The following is a 16916-nucleotide window of genomic DNA, read 5'->3' as shown; positions in this document are numbered from 1 at the left end:
TACGCGAAGACATTAATAAATATTTTATAATAATATTGTTGCCGCCTGGTGTAAACCTGGTGCGGTTGAAACAAGAGTGCTTACAAGCGGCACGGAGTTTAAACCAGGCGGCAACAACGATTTTTAATAAGTCTTAGAGAACCTAGAGCCAGCTTCGAGCCACTTTGAGGCTGAAAAAGTCTTCGAGCCGCTTATCACGCTTAGAGGGCCCTGACAGTGGTGTTAAATGAACCTGGAAAGCAGGAGGCTCAGCTCGAATAAGACGATAAGCACAACGCCGACGATAAGCTGCGAAAGCATCGTGGGGTCGGGCGAGATGAATACGGCGAAGCCCACGAGAAGCCCGTAGACGACGAGCCGGCTGTCGGCCAGCATCTTTCTCCTGACCAGGCCCATCCTGATGGCCAGGAGGATCACGAGCGGCACCTGGAAGACGATGCCGAAGCCCAGCATGAAGTTCGTGGCGATGTCGAACGTCTGCCCGACAGAGAGCTCGTGAGAGGCCAGAGAGCCCTCGTAGTTGAATACCATATTAAAGAATAGGGGCATGGTGACGAAATACGCCAGCGCCGCCCCCACAACGAACAGGAGCAGGGAGAACGGGAAGACCGCGTAGATGAAACGCTTTTCGTGCCCATAGAGCCCCGGCGCTGCGAAGCAGAATGCCTCGTAGACGAGGAGGGGAAATCCGACGGTGACCGCCACCAGGAAAGATGCGATGATGCGCACCTTGAAGAGCTCCAGGGGCTCGTAGGCAATGAGCTTTGCCGAAGCCGGCACGATGTGCGCCAGGATGGCGTCGACAATCCGGGGCGAGAAGGGAAAGGTCGCGGCCATGAGGACGAGCGTGACCGCCAGGACGATGACCACGCGGTCCCGCAGCTCTCTCAGGTGCTCGGAAAGGGGCATTTCCCGGTCGTGGGGCGGGAGCGATGTTTCCTGCATCGGTTATGAGAGTTCACGCATGAAATAAAAAACTTTGTCAGCCGGCTAGAAGCCGGTAGCCGGTGCAGGCGAGAATGACGAGGCCGCCGGCGAACGCCAGCAGCGGGTTTCGGAGCAGGTCGAAGCTGCCCGTGGCCAGGAGCACGCCCACCGCCAGCATGGAGAGGCCCACGATGAGCCCCGTCACGTCGAACATGGACACCTTTTGCGGGGGCGCTTTTTTACTCATCGCCGCCTCAAGAGCCGCCACCCTGTCCTCCAGGCGGGCGCCGCCCGCCGGCGGCTCGCCGGGCACGAACTCCACAGGATCGCAGGCGGACTCGCCAGAGAAACGAAGCTCCAGCGCGCTCACCCGGCCGCTAAGCCCCCTGGTGCGCTGTTCCAGCGCCATGACCCGCCCTATGATGTCGGGCTCCCCGCTCTTATTCGTCGCTTCCATAGTTATCACGAATTTTGCAATTATGTTAAAGTAAGTCGTAAACTATAAGTATTTTACCGCTAAATGAAAAAAAGTATGCTCGACGAGAGAGGCGTGGACTTCCTGGGCATGAGGCTCATCGTGGTGCTCATAGCCGCAGCCCTGCTGTTATCTGGCGTTGCCGTTTACGTGGAAGAATATGCCGAAAGGTCCTCGATGGAACAGGCGAGGCGGGAGGCCTCCCGCGTCGATAGCCTAGCTCGCGCTGAATATGATGCCGGGGGCCCGGGAAGCAGCGCCCCCATAACGGTTTGTATACCAATGAGCGTAAAGTGCATGGTCTTCAACGGCACTACGTATTCCATCGAGTTCGCCGACGGGTCGCAGGAGACCCGGGCCTCGGGCTGCCGGTTCTCGCCGGCCGCCCTGTACCCGGGCACTTACAGGCTTGACGTGGCCGTCGCTGATAATGGCAGCTATGCGGTCTTACTGGAGGCGGCGCGGGATGCTTGACGATAAGGGCTTTGACTACGGCGTCCTCACCGGCATAGGGCTGGCCATCGCGGCCGCCGTAGTGCTTCTCATCGCCCTCACCATGCTCCGGTCCTCGGAAACGGCCGACGCATCCGTAGCGCTCCAGTCCGCCGCCTCCGAGGTGTGCGGCGACATCGAGGCCGTCGGGGCCATGGCCGTGCCCTATAAGGCGGAGCGCTATTACGAGTTCGACGGCGTGGATGTGCGAGTAAGCTCCGGATACGTGAACGCCTCGAGCGGAAAAGGTACTTTTTTCAGGCCCTTCGCCGGCTGCATCGTGCCTGGAAAATATGAGGAAAACGGCACGGTGATCTGGAACGGCACGGCGGGCATGCGGGAGTATCTGAACGCCTCGTTCAACGCCACGGGCACGAAAGACAGGCCCGTCGACCGTAACCATACGAAAGCGCTTATAGCCCTCATGGTCCGGGCGGGCGTGAGCACGATAGTGAGCCCCGTGGAAGTGCCCCGCGGGCGGCCCCTCGTCATTGAAAAGACGCTTATATACGCCATGGACGGCGCGGAGGCGGAGCCCTGTGTGCTCGTTTACGCGGGATGAGCGGGGAGTGACCGAGCCGTTCACCGATATGCCCGCCCTGGGCATCGTGGCCGTGGGCATGATAATATTCTCGTACCTGATGCTGTCCGCCTACTCCTCCTACGCCTCGTCCGCGTATTACGCCGACGTCCGGGGCGACCTGAGGAGCGTCGCCCATGCCGTCGCCGCCGACCCCGGGCTAACAGATTCGCCGTACACGCTCGACGCCCGCAAGCTGGATAACGCGTCTGTCGTAACCGATTACGGGTACAGGGCCGTTCAAATTACAGTAGATGCCCCCGGATATCGATGGACGCGGGGCCGCGCTTCCGGCGGCACATCGGCAAGCTGCGCGCTGCCGGTATCGGTCAGGCTGAACGACGCCCGGTGCGTCGCGGGCATCCTCAGGGTCTCCATGTGGGAGCGATAGCGTGCACGACGACGGCTATTCGACCATCATCGACGCCATCATGTTCCTGGCCATGGTGTCCGCCTGCGCCCTGATCCTGTCCCCGGCGATCGCCGGAGGCGAGCGCCAGGAGGCCGCGGCCGACTCGGGCCTCAGGGCCATGGCGTCCTCGTGCCTGGCCTCGCTGGAAAGCGGCCGGGTGGACTACTTCGAGTACCGCATCCTCGGCGACCGCGTCGACAGCATCGCCGGACAGTGCGGGATTGACCCTGGAGCGTGGCTCTATCGTGAGGCGACGAAGGCCGTCCTCGGCAGGGGTAATCGCCACAAGGCCACGATGGAGATCGCAGCGGAGGCCGCGGCCTGCCAGTTCACGATTCGCATTGAGAACAGCACGATGACGCTCAACCCGCTCACGGGAGAATACCGCAGCGCCGTCCAGGGCGCCGTGGAGCGGCAGGTCCGGGTCGGGCTGGACGAGCGCTACGGGTATCATTTTTCGCTCCGCTGGGTCCCCTTCGCCGGAGTTCCATTCGAGGGCTCCGTCGATTCCGGCGTGCCGGAGCCCGAAGAGGCGGCGTCCGCCTCCACGCTCGTCACCATGCCGTACCGGACCGACGTCACGGGAAGCCGCATCGAAGAGGCCATCGCGCCCGAGCTGGCGGACATCGGGAACGCGACCCGGGAGTACCGGGCCGGCGGCCCGGAAACGGTCTACCGGGAGAGGCTTAAGGCAGGCCTGAGCGGCTCCCTTAAAAAGTCGAGCCGCCCCATGGTGGAAGAAGTCCTGGGGAACACGCTCTACGAGGTCCTTCCCGCGAACGACGTGGGGAACCCCCTCGGCATGCTCGCCACGTTCTCGGACAACGACACGGTCTCCGCCGGCCCCGTCCTCCTGAACGCGACCCCCGACCTCGAAAGCCTCCTCTGCGACATGGTCGTGCGGTACAACGCTGAGCCCCTGGAGGCCCTGGCCGATAAGATCGTCGAGGGCGTGGACGACGGCACAATCGGCCCGGGTGAAGAGCGGGATATCATCGTGCGCTGGCTGTGCACGCGGTATAACCCTTCCATGGCGCGGGCTACGCTAAGTGTGTGGGTGACGGCCGATGCTTAAGGACGATACCGCCCGGGTCCCGTTCGCCGTCATCGGCATATTATTGATCGTCGTGTCCACCGTGACATCCGCATATCTCATGGCCATGCAGTCTAAGGGCATCTCGAACGCCATCGACGACGAGAGGGAGGGCGAGCTGAACGACGCCCTGGCCTGCGCGGAGGGCGACATCGATAACGCCCTCAACTATGCCTGCATCTACGCCGAGGAGGACATCGGCGAGAGGCCCATCGTCAACTCGACCATGGATCCTGGAGAGGCTAACCTGCTCAGGCTAAAGCGCATGGCCTGCCGGAACCTGTCGCAGTACCTGGAGGCGAACTATCGGGGCGATTTCGTGTACGGCGAATACAGGATCGACGCCAGCCCGGGCGGCGACGTCAGCGTCGAGCCCGTAAGCATGAACATGAGCCGCGTCGTCTACCACCCTGTCCTTCAGTGCAATATCAGCTACCCGGCCTATTACGTGGCCTCGATTCCCGTGCGGCTTCATATCACGAGCCCGGGCACATCCCTCGACCATACGGAGGATTACACGGCCAGGACGCTGGTTACCTCCAGGCTGCCGCTGCTGGAGAGCCTGACGGGGGAGTACGAGGCCCGCCTGAACGGCACTGCCATGCTCACGGACATAACGGCTGCCTCGTTCGCCTATACCTGGGCCCGGGGCTATTGCCAGTACTACACGGGAGAGCCCTCGAACATCGTGGATGACAAAGACCTCGCTCTCATCGCCAACGCTGCCTCGCTCCTGGAGCAGGGCTGCGAGTATAACTCCGTGGACCCCGTAAGCCTGGCGTCGCTGGTAAAATACACTTATGACAGTTCCCGTTCCACGAAGGACGTGGAAGAGCACAACAGCCTCTCGTACATCAACCAGTACAACTTCAGCAACGCCTCGAGGCAGTCGCTGTCCGATGACCGGGTGCCCGACGAGTACCATTTCAATGCGGACGAGGTTGTGGATAAAGCGCTGAGGGATGCCATCGCGGACCCGGTCAGCCGCTACGACGTGGACCGCGCATACGGCTGCCGCATGTACATAGAAGTCCATAGGAGGGAGACCGCGGAGCGGTATAATGATTCGGGAAGCGTGTGCCAGGAATCGTATCCTCTCACGCCGAACGCTAACGGCACCGGGCCCTTCTTCCGGGAAGTATGGAAGGCCTGGGCCAACAACTCGACGGGCAGCGGCTGGGACGAGACCGTGACCATCGACTACGTCATGGAGGACGGCTCGCTGCTCTTCGTGTACAATGATATACAAGCGCCCCACCAGGAAACGGAGTTCACTTCGGGGGGCAGGGCGTACGCCGACTCAAACCTCGTGCGGGCCGTGGACGGGTACCACGCGGCCGTTCCTGTGCAGGACATCCTGTTCGACCGCGTCCTGTACCCGGACGGAGGCTCCGGGCCCACCGTGGAGCTGGCATGCGAGCATAACGAGTGGGTGGAGTACGCCTCGGTGTCTGAACTTAGGGCTCTCGCCCCCCTTGTAAAGCAGGCCATAAACGTCACGCTCCGGGCTTCGGACTACGCCTCCTACGACGAGATGATGACCGACGCTTACGGCCGGATGAGGGAGCAGTTCCGCCGTAACTATTCCGACTATTTATCCGAGGGCAGCTATCGCGAGGACGGCATTTTCAAGGGCTGTGGCGCCAAGTACATTTTCTACCAGCGGAGGGCGTTCATTGACGGCATCCGGGAGGCGCTGGACGCCTCGGCGAACGCCTCCGCGGACGCGGACGGCCGCATCGACCGGAAGCTTGGCGAGTACTCGGATTCCATGAACTCCTCGACGGTGAAAGACGGCGCCCGCAAATCGAAGGATCTTCTGGATAACACGAAGATGTTCATACCCTTCGGCCTGAACATGACGCTATCGGGAGGAGAGGGCAAGGACGACCCTTATAAATGGGAGGAGAACGTGTCCCTGGCCATCGACCAGAGGCCGAACTACCTGGACGTGGAGAACTACACTGACCCGGAGACGGGTTATACCGTGAGGCCCCTCCGGGTGAGAAATGTGTGCGCCTTCGCCCTGCCTACGGACATCGTCGACACCGGGGCGGCGACGGGCGCCGTGCTCGACGGCATCGACGCCGTTTCGGGCGCCGCATGCAGGCTCGCCAACGATACCATAACGGCCGAGACGTCGCAGCTCGTGGACGGCGTCTCCTCGCAGGCGAAGCAGGCCGTGAAGGACCGGATCAACGACGCCCTCGTCCACGACCAGGACCTGCGGGGCCAGGTCACCCGGGAGGACGTGAACGGCACGGTGGAAAACTCCTTCAATGGCCGCACGCCAGGGCAGGCCGTGCGGGACATGAAGAACGGCTCCCTGCAGCGGGAGATCGCCGGCGATCTCGCACAAAAGGCTAAGGCCCGCGCGGAGAGCGGGCTGGCGAAGAAGTCCTGCGAGTACGTAGACACGTACGGCGACTACATCGAGAGCAAGGCCGAGGAGACGATCCTCGGGGCAGAGCAGCAGGCCATCTCCTGCGTCATAGGCACGCTCTCGGATAGCGTGAAAAGCGTTTTTAAGGACTTCATGGCCGAGGCGGCGGGCAGGGCCGGCGACGCGGCGATTAGTAACGCGCTTAAGCGCATCCCAATGGGCCTGCCCCTCCTGCCGCCCTGGGGCTGGTGGGCGACAATGAACATGTGGTACATAGAAATTAAGGGCGAGATACCGTACCTGGCCGTCTACGATGCAGATAACGAGCCCATGCCCGACCCCATACTGGGACAGCGTGCGACAGTCTACGTGCGCCGCCCCATGCTCGACATCCGCGAAGGCGACGACATCGTGGGGAATAACGAGCCGGTCAGGTTCTACATCCGGACGTGCACCTTCATCGTCGTTCCGCCCGGGCCCCAGGGCATCGGCGATAAGCTGGGCGGCTGGGAAGAGAAGAGCCCGGGGTTCGACGAGGAGGCGAAAGCATGAAGGCGTATATTTTGCTGCTCACGCTGGCCGTCGTGGTCTCGATGCCGGCCGTCGCCGAGGCGAAGCACGTCATCAAGGCTTACTATAACGGGCAGGAGGCCACTGTAACGGGCGTCACACTCAAAGTCGACGAGCCTTTTACGATTGACCTGTACGTGACTCCGGACAGGCACACGACTGTGTCTGCAAGACTTAGGGAGCCCGGGGGAGGGCTGGAGTCGTACCGGCGGATATCCGGAGACCCAGAGGATATCGTGCGTAAGAAAGGCGGCCCGAACGATACGGTGCATTACCAGTGGGTCATGGCCCCGACGGACGCCTGGACGGGAGGCACGGCGCCGCTCGACATCCAGTACAACGTCTGGGGCGAGACAATGGACGGCGACGTGCAGGGGTATTTTACGGTCATGGAGGCGTACATCTCGCCCGAGAAATATCAGCCGCCGGCGCAGGCGGGCCCCGACTCATTGATGCAGGCCGGGGCGGCATTAGCCATGCTATCGCTCGCCGCGCGCCATCGCATATCACGTATCACAAAGCATATTTAAGCAGGCGGCGATTAATACTAAATCATGTTAAAAAAATTATTAAAACAATTAAAAATAAAAAGGTCCATAGAAGCCAGGGACTGGACCCGCAACAACAGGCTGATCCAGTCGGGCGCCTACAGGATGTTCAACTACAACCGCTAACCTATTTTTAACTATAAAAAGTGAAAATAGGAAGGGTCAGAGGCCCTTCCGGTCTAATATCAGGTATATGCTAACAAGGCACACGATATGTCCGTCATGATGTGGCAAAATTAAACGTGATAATTGAAAAACGGGCTTATTCAGGCTTTATAAGCTTATGGGACCGTTATTTGTCCTTCCCGCCCCGGCGCGCCAGGTCGGCGAAGTATTTGACCTTGGAGCTGTGCTCTATCATCGTCGTGGTGTTGAAGCAGTCCTTCAGGTCGGGGCCGATGGCGAAGGACCCGTGGCCGCGGTTCATCACGCCCCGGTACTTCGTCGTGGTATAGACCCGCGTGAGGTTATCGAAGAGCTCCTTCGAGCCCGAGTCGCCGTCCACAACTGGTATGGTGCCGAGGAAAGGTATGCCTTCACTGTCCATCGGCTTGATCTCGTCCCCGCACAACAGGGATTCCACCACGGCGAACTGGGGATGCGCGTGAATGATGGCCCTCGCGTCCGTGGCCAGATAGATAGCACGGTGGCTGGACGTCTCCGACGAGGCCTCGCGGTCCGCCGGCGAGGGATGCAGCCCGACCTCGACCACGTCGTCGGCGCCCTCGATGGAGTCCAGCATGACGCCCGTCTTTTTTATGAGCAGACCGCCCGGCGTCCGGACGCTGATGTTCCCGAACCGCGAGCTCACGAGGCCGCTGGCGGCCAGCTTTTTGCCCCAGTATGCGATATCCCGCCACATCATATCCCCATATCTCACGCATATTATTAAGGCTATGGATGGCGACATGTAAAATAAGCCCGCCGGCTGAATTTCCACAGGAAACAATGGGGTTTTAATCGTGGTATCACATCTGAAGGCCTGGGAGGACGAATACACCCGTACCACCTGGAGGGGCCCCTACAGCATCGAGCCCTTGAAGGAGCACCTGAAGGCGGGCGCCCGCGTGCTCGACGCCGGCTGCGGCAACGGGAAGATGCTGGCCCCGCTGGCCAGGGCAGGCTTTGACGCCGTGGGCATCGACATATCGAGGGGGGCGCTGTTAACCCTCGCCGAACATGGGGTCGTGCAGGGCGACGTGCGGAACCTTCCGTTTAAAGACTGCTTTTTCGACGGTATCGTGTGCTATGACGTGCTCCAGCACCTGCTTGAGGGCGAGAGGAACGCGGCGGTCATGGAAATAAAGCGCGTGCTCGTCCCGGGGGGCTTACTATTTATTCAGGTGTTCGGCAAGAAGGACATGCGCTATGGCGGCATCCTTGTGGAGCCCGATACCTTCCGCCGGCACAGCGGCATCATATACCACTACTTTTCCGAGGAGGAAGTGAAGTCCATGCTGTCCGGGTTCACGCTGCTCCGGATGGACAGCGCCATATCGCAGAAGACCTTCAGCGGCGAGGAGTTCACCCGCCACAAGATCACGGCCGTCGCCCAAAAATAAGCCCGACGTAAGGCCGCGAAGCATGCTTCGCGGACTTAGCCAGATTTTAGAGCTTAAGATCCGGGGACCACAAAGGTCATATACCGAATTATCACTATGGGCTATTAGGGGAAATGGAGAGGAAATCGCGGCAACGCAGGCGTTTTTACGATTCCCTGCCCGGGCCCTGTTCGGAGGGCGAATTTTGTATTGCAACCATTAGTTTACTATATAATACATTATATAAAAATGCCTCGGAGTCTTTTGATTCAGGACACGATTCAGGACACAATTTAAATATCAGTTAAACAAATGGTAGTTAGCTGAGGGTTGAGTAGGAAATGGATATAGCTGATGGCTTGTACGGTTTTTTCGGCGCGAGCGACCCCGCGACGCTGCTGCTCGACTTCCTCGTGGCGGCAGTGCTGGCGGTTTCCATCGCCTACCTGGCCCTGGAACTGTACCGGATCTACCGGGAATATGCCCGGAAGGAGGTCCCTGCGACCGTAAAAGAGACGCCGAAGCCCGAGGCGGCTAAGCCGGCCGCGAAGCCGCCCATGCCAGGCCCGATGGAGGCCATGAAAACGCCCGTGTCGGGAAAGGTCGAGATCCCCGCCATCGACGTGGTCAAAGGCTCTCTTTCGGAAAGCATGGTCACGCTCACCCAGAAGTACCGGCTGAATTCTCTGACGCTCGCTTCCAGGGACGGCCTGGTCATCGCGTCCACGAGCAAGACGCCCGACCAGGACGCCGCGGTGTATTCGGGCCTGTTCCAGGAACTTTATAATGTCAAGCAGGAGCCATACTATTACGTCGAGGCAAGGGGCGTGGGCCTATACTCCGTGGAGAGCGGCGCCCAGAAGGTCATCGGCATCGCGGGAAGAAAGGGCGGGCTCGCGCCCGAAGAGGTCCGGGCCATACGCGAGGACACGAAGAAGGTCGTCGACCGTTTCGCCTCCAGCCCGAGATAATCAAAAAGTTATTAATGTTTAGCCGTAGAGCTTTTTTTAAATGAAGCCCATAGACACAGTCACCTTCGACGTCTGGAACACGCTTCTTGTGCACGAGTTCTACGATGACCGCGTCAGGCTGGCCCGCATCGGCCGGGTCGAGACGGCCTTAAGGGACGCGGGCTTCCGGTTCACCATGGAGGAGGTGTCGAATGCTTACGAGCACTCGGAGGCGTGCCTGTCCGGCCTCTGGAGGGACGAGCGGGACGCGAGCCTGGACGGCCACGTCGCGCTGCTCCTGGACGGCCTGGGCCTGGAGGCGGACGAGCCCAATAAGAACATCCTTCGTAAGCCCTACGCCGACGCGCTGCTTGATTTTAAGCCCCTGATGGTGGACGGGGCGCCTGAGGCTCTTGAAAGCCTTAAAAATAAAGGCTTCCGGATCGGCATCATCTCCAACACGGGCCGCACCCCGGGCGAGACCATCAGGCGCGTGCTCGACGGCTATGGCATCCTGAAATATTTCAACGCCACGGTATTCTCCAACGAGGTCGGCTACATCAAGCCTAACAGGCGCATCTTCGAAAGGGCGCTGGCCGGGCTGGGCTCTGAGGCGTCAAGGACGGTGCACGTGGGCGACAGCGTGCTCCTCGACATCTACGGCGCCCGGGAGGCGGGCATGAGCGCCATACTCTTCAACAAGTACTCGGCGGGCTTCGAGAAGTACGCGACCCGTTACTACGATGCCGGTGGCCGCTGCGGCACGCCGGACGCAACGGTCGTGCGGCTGATCGACGTGGCGCCGGCCGTCGAAGCGCTCAAGATAAAGTAAATATAGGATATGATGCCGTATCTGAGGCTTATATGATGGACATCGACCTTCGCTCGACCATGGACATCCAGATCACCGCACTGGAGTGGATGCTTCAGGAAGACGGCAGCTATGTCCGGTACTACCCCGGGGCGGAGCGGGACGTGCGCCTGGAGCAGCTACCGGACGGGTCCCTGAGGGTGACGCCGCCCGAGTTCCACGACGAGGTCGTGTCCGTGTTCGATTATCCCCTGAACGACGTCTATAAGGGCAACAATAAGATCCTCCTGCAGCTCCAGGAATTCTATAAACGCTGCTGGGTCATGAGGCTCCAGGACCCGTATATCTCCCTTATGATCACTATCCTGACCCAGAACAAGACGGCCGACAGCGCCCGGAAGACGTTCCACAGGCTGCAGCACCGCTACAGGGGCATCGACGTGTACAAGATGGCCGGTGCCGATAAAAAAGAGCTGGAGGAGCTCATCCATTTTTCCGGCCCGTATAAGGCCGTCTACATCATCCAATGCTCGAAACAGATCATTGAGAGATGGGGTGGAAGCCTGGAGTGGATGAGGGCGGCCCCTGCAGAGGAGGCCCGGGATGCGCTGCTGAGCTTATACGGCGTGGGCCCCAAGACCGCCGACTGCGTGCTGTTGTTTTCTCTGGGGCACAGCGTGACCCCCGTGGACACGCACATCTGCCGCGTATCCCAGCGGCTGGGCCTGAGCCAGTCCACAGGCGACAGCGAGGTCGCAAAGCGAAAGGTCAAGGAAGACCTCGAGAAGAAGCATAAAATACCGGGCATGGCCCATTTACTCATCATCAACCTGGGGAGGGACTTCTGCAAGGCGCTTGTGCCCCTGCACCATATCTGCCCGGTAGAGGACGTGTGCCCCAAGCGGGGGGTGGTTCGGCCTGAGCGGCTCCTGTGACTTCGGCGTAATCGTCCACGGCCCGGAGGCCGTCTATTCGGGCGAGGTCGCGAAGGTCATCGCCTTTTTGGGGACCCGGGGGGACGTGCGCGCCTGCGCCGCGGGCACCATGTGCCGGACGGCCATCATCGACATGAGGCTGGAACACGCCGTCGATATCGCGCGATGCGAGCTTCCCAGCCGGACGCTGGCCGCGATACCCTGCCCCGTGCCCGTCCTGGTGAACAACGGAAAGACCGTCGACTCGGGCCTGGCCTTCGGGGACATCGTCGTCGGCCGCGCCGGACGCACCGCCATACAGGTCGAGCGGGCCTCGGAAAAGGACGGCGTTATTATACTATGGGAGGTCGAGCCGAACGAGACGGCCGCATGGGTCGCGAAGGCGCTTTCGGAGCATTTCTCGCTGCCCCTGAGGCGGCTCCGTCCATCTGAAAATGAGGATGGCGAGTGCCATAGTGTAAGGTGTGCCTGCCCGGGCGAGCCGCTCTTCGCCAACGGGATCCTTATCGGCGTCGTGGAAAGCCCCGACGTGAAGGTCCACATGAAGGACGGCCGCATCGTGCGCCTGGAGGGCGTCACGGCCAAGGATACGGGGCTGGCCCGGCTGGGCCAGGCGGCCGACGTGAAGTTCAAGTCTGGCTACATCCGGTATAAGGCCGGGCCGGAGTGCGACTATCCCGTGCGGTACGGCAAGGGGCATATGGCCGTCATCGACCACATCGCCTTCGGCTCTCTGGAGAACGTCGACGCGGACACGGTCTGCGCCCTGGCCGTGGGCGACGACACGACCGAGGTGGCGGGCGACGTCCTGGCCCGGAGGGGCGTGCGCATCGTCGGCATCACCGACGGCGACCGGGACGGCGTGCTGAAGGGCCCGGTCAGGGCCTGCGGCTCGGTCGTCCTCAGGGTCTCCGGCACGACGGACGACGAGGCGGGCGCGGCGCTGGCTAAAAAAATCGGCGGCACGGACACCTTCGAGGGCTTCGTGGAGAGAATAAAGGATGAGCTCTCGCGTCTGGAGATCGCCTACGAGGTGTGCCCTTGATCGCTGGCATCGACGAGGCGGGCCGGGGCCCCGTTATTGGGCCCATGGTGGTCTGCGGCGTCTCGGTCAGCGAAAAGAAGCACAGGAAGATCAAGTCCATGGGCCTTAAGGACTCCAAGCTTCTCACGCCTAAAAAAAGAGAGGAGTTCGCCGTAAAAATTAAAGAGGTCTGCGAGTATGAGCTCGTTGTGGTGAGCCCGGAGCGCATCGACTCCAGGGCCGACGACGAGACGAACCTCAACGAGCTCGAGGTCGAGTGCTTTTCGAATATCTTAAGGGCGCTGAGGCCCGCGGTCGCGTACGTCGACGCCTGCGACGTGAACGCGGAGCGTTTCGGCATCAACGTGAAAAAAGGCCTGGATTTCGAGCTCGATATCGTCTCCAGGCATAACGCCGACCGGGACTATCCCGTTGTCTCTGCCGCCTCCATCCTGGCCAAGGTCCACCGGGACGCCCTCGTTCAGGAGATCTGCGAATCCATCGGGGAGGACGTGGGGAGCGGGTACTCGCACGACCCCATCACGAGGGAGTTTTTACGGGGCTATTATAAGAAGAATAAGTGCATGCCGCCGTTCGTGAGGAAGTCCTGGAAGACCACGACGGCCATCATCAACGACTGTTTGCAGGCCCGGCTTTTCCAGTTCGATTAAGCCAGTTCAGCGGCTTTTTCTACTGTTGTGTTGGCGACTACGGGGCTTTGCGGTGAAAATAGAATTCACCACAGCATCTAATTATAAAATCTTAGAGCAGCTTAGAGCCGGCTTAGTGTTACTTCGTGGCTGAAACGGTCTTCGAGCGCTTTTTAGCCTTAGCGTGGCTTAGAAGGGCCGGACGCCCGCCGCGAGGCAGCCGAGCAGGAAGCCCGCGATAGCCCCGGTGCAGAGGAACGGCAGCCCGGCCTGGGGCTTTTTCAGCTCCACCACGATGTACATTAAGACGACGTAGCTGACCAGCGTGCCCAGGATGCAGCCCAGGGCGGGCACGTTCACGAAGCCCAGGAGCGGGGGCGCGCTGAGGAAGGCGTTGGCGGATACGGCCAGCATGGTCGGCATGACCGCGTCGCCCAGGCCCATGAAGTACGCCTCCCTTTCGGCACCCTCGGCCGGCAGGCCCTTATTATTCTCCATGAACGAGTAGCCCCACCGCCGGGGCATGACGAACATGATGGGCATCTTCAGGTCCATGAAGCCCTCGGCCAGCTTGAGCATGTGCTTCGTCTTGTAGACGGAGATATAGTCATAGACGGCCAGGATCACCAGCAGTACGATGGTCGGCAGGATGGCCAGCGATATGCCGAAGAGGGCGCTCGCCCCCGCCGCCACCAGCACGCCCACCGTGTCGATGATGTACCATTCGGGGTAGACGATGAGAAGCGCCGTGAGCAGCAGGGAAAGCACGACCGATACGCCCCCGGCGATCAGCGGGTCGACGGACGGCACGAGCAGCACGGCCAGGCCGAACAGGACGTAGACCAGCGTCGATAATACGGCGACGGCCATGATGGCCTGGATCAGCCAGTTCACCTTGTACCTGACTATGATAAGCATGGCCCCGGTGAAAAGCAACAGCAGCACCACGTAATAAAGCGAGTTCCAAACGCTCTCCGGGTTCCCGAAGGCATTATCCAGGTGGTAGCTCTGAAGGGGAGGCACAAGCAGCAGCGAGATGGCCTGCACGAGCAGAAGGAACAGCGCGATGCCGGCGATGACCGCCCACTCCCCGATCTTCAGCTTCTCCAGTGTAACTCCTCTCTGCTATTGGCGCGCTATAGAAATAAAAAGCTATGCCATCATCACGATGTATAGCGCCTTATCTGCCCCGTATAGCGGGGCAGCCACGGGGGGCTCTCGTCGAGGCGGAATGTTCGGGCACAGATCACGGTGTCCTCGATCGAGAAGCCCCGGCGCCGGGCGTATATCGACCCCCGGCAGTTCCGCCTCAGGCCGTCGACGAAGCTACGTACCTTCGACTCCTCGCCTTCGGCGAGCGTGCCGAAGCACGTCGCCTTCGTCCTCAGGCCCGCCTTTTCCGCCTGCTGCGCCAGGTCCCCGGCGCAGAGCCCTGTCTCGGGCATCACGAAGATCATCCACGTCTCGTCCATGCTACCTCCGCCAGCTCTTATCGAACGCGTCGAACCTGTATAGCCGGGTGAACAGGCATTTTTCGCAGGCTACCAGGGCCATGGCAGGGTCGATCATGACTTCGCTGGGGGCCTCCGCCCCGCAGTGCGGGCAGCATGCCTCATGACAGAAGCGCCAGGCGCCGAACTCCGCGTCCACGCCGGTGCCCTCCAGCGCGGGCATCTTTTTCTCCTCGTGGGCCCCATACTGGGCGTAGTGGGCCTCCGCCCCGCAGCTCATGCACTGCGTCAGCAGTTCACGGGGCAGTATTTTTATGCGCTGGATGGCCTGGGCCCGGCAGTTAAAGCAGAGCTCCTCTATGTCGAACTCCCACCCCATCGTTTGTAGCCTGTTTCCCATCTTTTCCAAATAAAAAATAAACCGGCGGGGTTAAAATGGTTGCCTGCGTTAAAAGGGCTACTTGCCAATCTTTATGTGAACAAGAGAGATAAGATAAGGCTATGAGAATATTGGCCCTCTCGGACATCCACGGCAAGTTTTTCCGGCTGGACGGCATCATGAAGAAGAGCGATCCCGTCGATGTCGTCGTTGTCGCCGGGGACCTCACCCACGGCGGGCCTCCGGAGAACGCGGTGAGGAGCATATCGGAGCTCAAGCACTTTTGTAAGAACGTCCTGTGCGTCGCGGGCAACTGGGACACGCCCGAGGTCAAGGAGGCCATCGGCCATTACGCCGTCGACCTGGAGGAGACGCCGAAGATCTATGGCAACACCGAGTTCATGGGCCTGGGCGGCTCGAACCCGACCGGAAATAGCACGCCGAACGAGTACACGGAGGAGCAGCTCGCCTATAAGCTGGACGTGCTCCTGAGCCATACGCCGCCTCAGCGGACTGTTTTAGTCACACATACTCCCCCCCAGAACACGCTGGACATGACGCCTAAAGGCGCCGCCGGCAGCCCGGCCTTACGCAGTGCGCTCGACAGGGTGGACGTCATCATCTGCGGCCATATCCACGCCGCGCGCGGTAAGATCAAAGACGGGGCCTGGATCATTAATCCCGGCTATGCCGCCGATGGCCAGGCCGCAGTCATCGATCTGGATACGATGGATATCATCTGGATCGATTCTGTCGTGTAGCCCCCGATGGTCGGGCAGATGGTAATTCTTTTACTGAGGCTGAAGGTGGACCTTCGCTGCGCTTCGGCCCCCTCGCGGACCCCCGGAGCTCGATTGCCAGATGGCAAACGGATAAAACGCCCGACCATTGTTCGTGAAAATTATTGATACATTGAAATAGTCATGGGTTTTTGGTAATATTATTATATAAACAATTATATATTCTTTGATTGAACCACATGGCGCAACATATCGAACTCGTCCGGACCGGGGTGCCCGGCGCTGACACTATTTTAAATGGCGGCATATACCCGGGGTCCGCCGTGCTCGTCTCCGGGCCGCCCGGCTCGGGCAAGTCCATCTTCGGCATGCAGTTCGTCTATTCCGGGGCGAAGGACTACGGCGAGGGCGGGCTCGTCGTGGCCATGGAGGAGACGGACCGCTCGCTTTCGGAGTACGCGGGCTCAATAGGGCTGGAGGCCTGGGACGGCCTCGTGGAGAAGGGGGCCATAACGATGGTAACCGACGACTACTTCTCGAAGATGGACCTCCCGGGCTCGCTGGAGGGCATCATGGAGCTGCTGGGCAGGACGGAGGCGAGGCGAATGGTCGTCGATCCGATGAACCTGTTCAAGTTCTACTTCCCGCAGGACGTGGATCGGCGGCGATATCTGCTGAAATTCATCCGCATCCTGAAAAAGCGCGGGATCACCTCGCTGCTCATATCGGAGGTCATGGGCGAATTCCCCAACATGCCCCTGACCGAGGAGATGTACATGAGCGACGGGAATATCAACCTCATTTTATCCAGGATGGGGAACAACGTGGAGCGCTGCTTCCGGGTGACCAAGATGCGGCGCCAGGCATTCAGCATGAAGATCGTGCCCATGGGCATCGGGCGGGGCGGCATCGAGGTCTTCCCCGAGGCGGTGCCCTACTCACTAGGGGAGTGACC

20 protein-coding genes are annotated in these 16916 nt (G+C 60.6%); 14 read left to right on the top strand and 6 right to left on the bottom strand.

What is annotated here, in order from left to right; genetic code table 11:
* Window positions 1-222: 222 nt before the first annotated feature.
* On the bottom strand, window positions 223-945 hold the full coding sequence (tatC, locus tag VMC84_RS05045; protein WP_325378730.1) for a twin-arginine translocase subunit TatC: 723 nt from the start codon (window positions 943-945) through the stop codon (window positions 223-225).
* 37 nt (window positions 946-982) lie between these two features.
* Window positions 983-1384 carry a hypothetical protein gene (locus VMC84_RS05040; protein WP_325378728.1) on the bottom strand — a complete coding sequence of 134 codons (402 nt, stop codon included), beginning with the start codon at window positions 1382-1384 and terminating at the stop codon, window positions 983-985.
* Between the two features lie 75 nt (window positions 1385-1459).
* Between VMC84_RS05040 and VMC84_RS05035 the strand changes: the two genes are divergently transcribed.
* Genes VMC84_RS05035 through VMC84_RS05010 form a run of 6 tightly spaced genes read left to right on the top strand, consistent with a single transcriptional unit; the run spans window position 1460 to window position 7462 of the window.
* Entirely contained in the window at window positions 1460-1876 is a 417-nt protein-coding gene (locus VMC84_RS05035) for a hypothetical protein (RefSeq protein WP_325378726.1), read from the top strand.
* The gene (locus VMC84_RS05030) at window positions 1869-2456 is read left to right on the top strand and encodes a hypothetical protein (protein WP_325378724.1); all 588 of its coding nucleotides are present in this window, start codon (window positions 1869-1871) and stop codon (window positions 2454-2456) included. Before VMC84_RS05035 ends, VMC84_RS05030 begins: the two co-directional genes overlap by 8 nt.
* Window positions 2434-2865: a DUF7285 family protein gene (locus VMC84_RS05025; protein WP_325378722.1), complete on the top strand. Its 432-nt coding sequence runs from the start codon at window positions 2434-2436 to the stop codon at window positions 2863-2865. The genes VMC84_RS05030 and VMC84_RS05025 overlap by 23 nt, the downstream gene beginning before the upstream one ends.
* Before the next feature lies 1 nt (window position 2866).
* The gene (locus VMC84_RS05020; RefSeq protein ID WP_325378720.1) at window positions 2867-3961 is read left to right on the top strand and encodes a DUF7284 family protein; all 1095 of its coding nucleotides are present in this window, start codon (window positions 2867-2869) and stop codon (window positions 3959-3961) included.
* Window positions 3954-6914: a DUF7286 family protein gene (locus VMC84_RS05015; RefSeq protein ID WP_325378718.1), complete on the top strand. Its 2961-nt coding sequence runs from the start codon at window positions 3954-3956 to the stop codon at window positions 6912-6914. Before VMC84_RS05020 ends, VMC84_RS05015 begins: the two co-directional genes overlap by 8 nt.
* Window positions 6911-7462, top strand: coding sequence for a sarcinarray family MAST domain-containing protein (locus tag VMC84_RS05010; RefSeq protein ID WP_325378716.1), 552 nt, complete (start codon window positions 6911-6913; stop codon window positions 7460-7462). The genes VMC84_RS05015 and VMC84_RS05010 overlap by 4 nt, the downstream gene beginning before the upstream one ends.
* 310 nt (window positions 7463-7772) lie before the next feature.
* On the opposite strand, the gene VMC84_RS05005 is transcribed toward VMC84_RS05010, so the two are convergent.
* Window positions 7773-8345, bottom strand: coding sequence for an aldolase (locus tag VMC84_RS05005; RefSeq protein ID WP_325378715.1), 573 nt, complete (start codon window positions 8343-8345; stop codon window positions 7773-7775).
* Between the two features lie 97 nt (window positions 8346-8442).
* Here VMC84_RS05005 and VMC84_RS05000 point away from each other — a divergent pair, with 97 nt between their 5' ends.
* From VMC84_RS05000 to rnhB, 6 genes are all read left to right on the top strand, one after another.
* Complete coding sequence (locus VMC84_RS05000) at window positions 8443-9042, top strand: class I SAM-dependent methyltransferase (RefSeq protein WP_325378713.1); 600 nt, start codon at window positions 8443-8445, stop codon at window positions 9040-9042.
* A 320-nt stretch (window positions 9043-9362) separates the two neighbouring features.
* Window positions 9363-9992, top strand: a complete 630-nt coding sequence (locus VMC84_RS04995) for a hypothetical protein (protein ID WP_325378711.1) — start codon at window positions 9363-9365, stop codon at window positions 9990-9992.
* Between the two features lie 40 nt (window positions 9993-10032).
* Window positions 10033-10803: an HAD family hydrolase gene (locus tag VMC84_RS04990; protein WP_325378709.1), complete on the top strand. Its 771-nt coding sequence runs from the start codon at window positions 10033-10035 to the stop codon at window positions 10801-10803.
* Window positions 10804-10835: 32 nt separating this feature from the next.
* The gene (locus VMC84_RS04985; RefSeq protein ID WP_325378707.1) at window positions 10836-11717 is read left to right on the top strand and encodes an endonuclease III; all 882 of its coding nucleotides are present in this window, start codon (window positions 10836-10838) and stop codon (window positions 11715-11717) included.
* Window positions 11701-12762: a DUF2117 domain-containing protein gene (locus tag VMC84_RS04980; protein ID WP_325378815.1), complete on the top strand. Its 1062-nt coding sequence runs from the start codon at window positions 11701-11703 to the stop codon at window positions 12760-12762. The genes VMC84_RS04985 and VMC84_RS04980 overlap by 17 nt, the downstream gene beginning before the upstream one ends.
* Window positions 12753-13412 carry a ribonuclease HII gene (rnhB, locus tag VMC84_RS04975; protein ID WP_325378705.1) on the top strand — a complete coding sequence of 220 codons (660 nt, stop codon included), beginning with the start codon at window positions 12753-12755 and terminating at the stop codon, window positions 13410-13412. Before VMC84_RS04980 ends, rnhB begins: the two co-directional genes overlap by 10 nt.
* A 168-nt stretch (window positions 13413-13580) precedes the next feature.
* On the opposite strand, the gene VMC84_RS04970 is transcribed toward rnhB, so the two are convergent.
* The 3 genes from VMC84_RS04970 to VMC84_RS04960 form a co-directional block, all read right to left on the bottom strand.
* Window positions 13581-14453: a presenilin family intramembrane aspartyl protease PSH gene (locus tag VMC84_RS04970; RefSeq protein WP_325378813.1), complete on the bottom strand. Its 873-nt coding sequence runs from the start codon at window positions 14451-14453 to the stop codon at window positions 13581-13583.
* Window positions 14454-14554: 101 nt separating this feature from the next.
* Window positions 14555-14863, bottom strand: coding sequence for a DUF2102 domain-containing protein (locus VMC84_RS04965; protein WP_325378703.1), 309 nt, complete (start codon window positions 14861-14863; stop codon window positions 14555-14557).
* A gap of 1 nt (window position 14864) precedes the next feature.
* Window positions 14865-15251, bottom strand: a complete 387-nt coding sequence (locus VMC84_RS04960; RefSeq protein WP_325378701.1) for a hypothetical protein — start codon at window positions 15249-15251, stop codon at window positions 14865-14867.
* Between the two features lie 92 nt (window positions 15252-15343).
* Between VMC84_RS04960 and VMC84_RS04955 the strand changes: the two genes are divergently transcribed.
* Together VMC84_RS04955 and VMC84_RS04950 are read left to right on the top strand one after the other, a co-directional pair.
* On the top strand, window positions 15344-15982 hold the full coding sequence (locus VMC84_RS04955) for a metallophosphoesterase family protein (RefSeq protein WP_325378699.1): 639 nt from the start codon (window positions 15344-15346) through the stop codon (window positions 15980-15982).
* Window positions 15983-16200: 218 nt separating this feature from the next.
* Window positions 16201-16914, top strand: a complete 714-nt coding sequence (locus VMC84_RS04950; RefSeq protein ID WP_325378697.1) for an RAD55 family ATPase — start codon at window positions 16201-16203, stop codon at window positions 16912-16914.
* Window positions 16915-16916: the final 2 nt, after the last annotated feature.

The organism is Methanocella sp., from assembly GCF_035506375.1.
GTDB lineage: Archaea > Halobacteriota > Methanocellia > Methanocellales > Methanocellaceae > Methanocella.
This window is presented reverse-complemented; position numbering and strand designations above follow the sequence as displayed.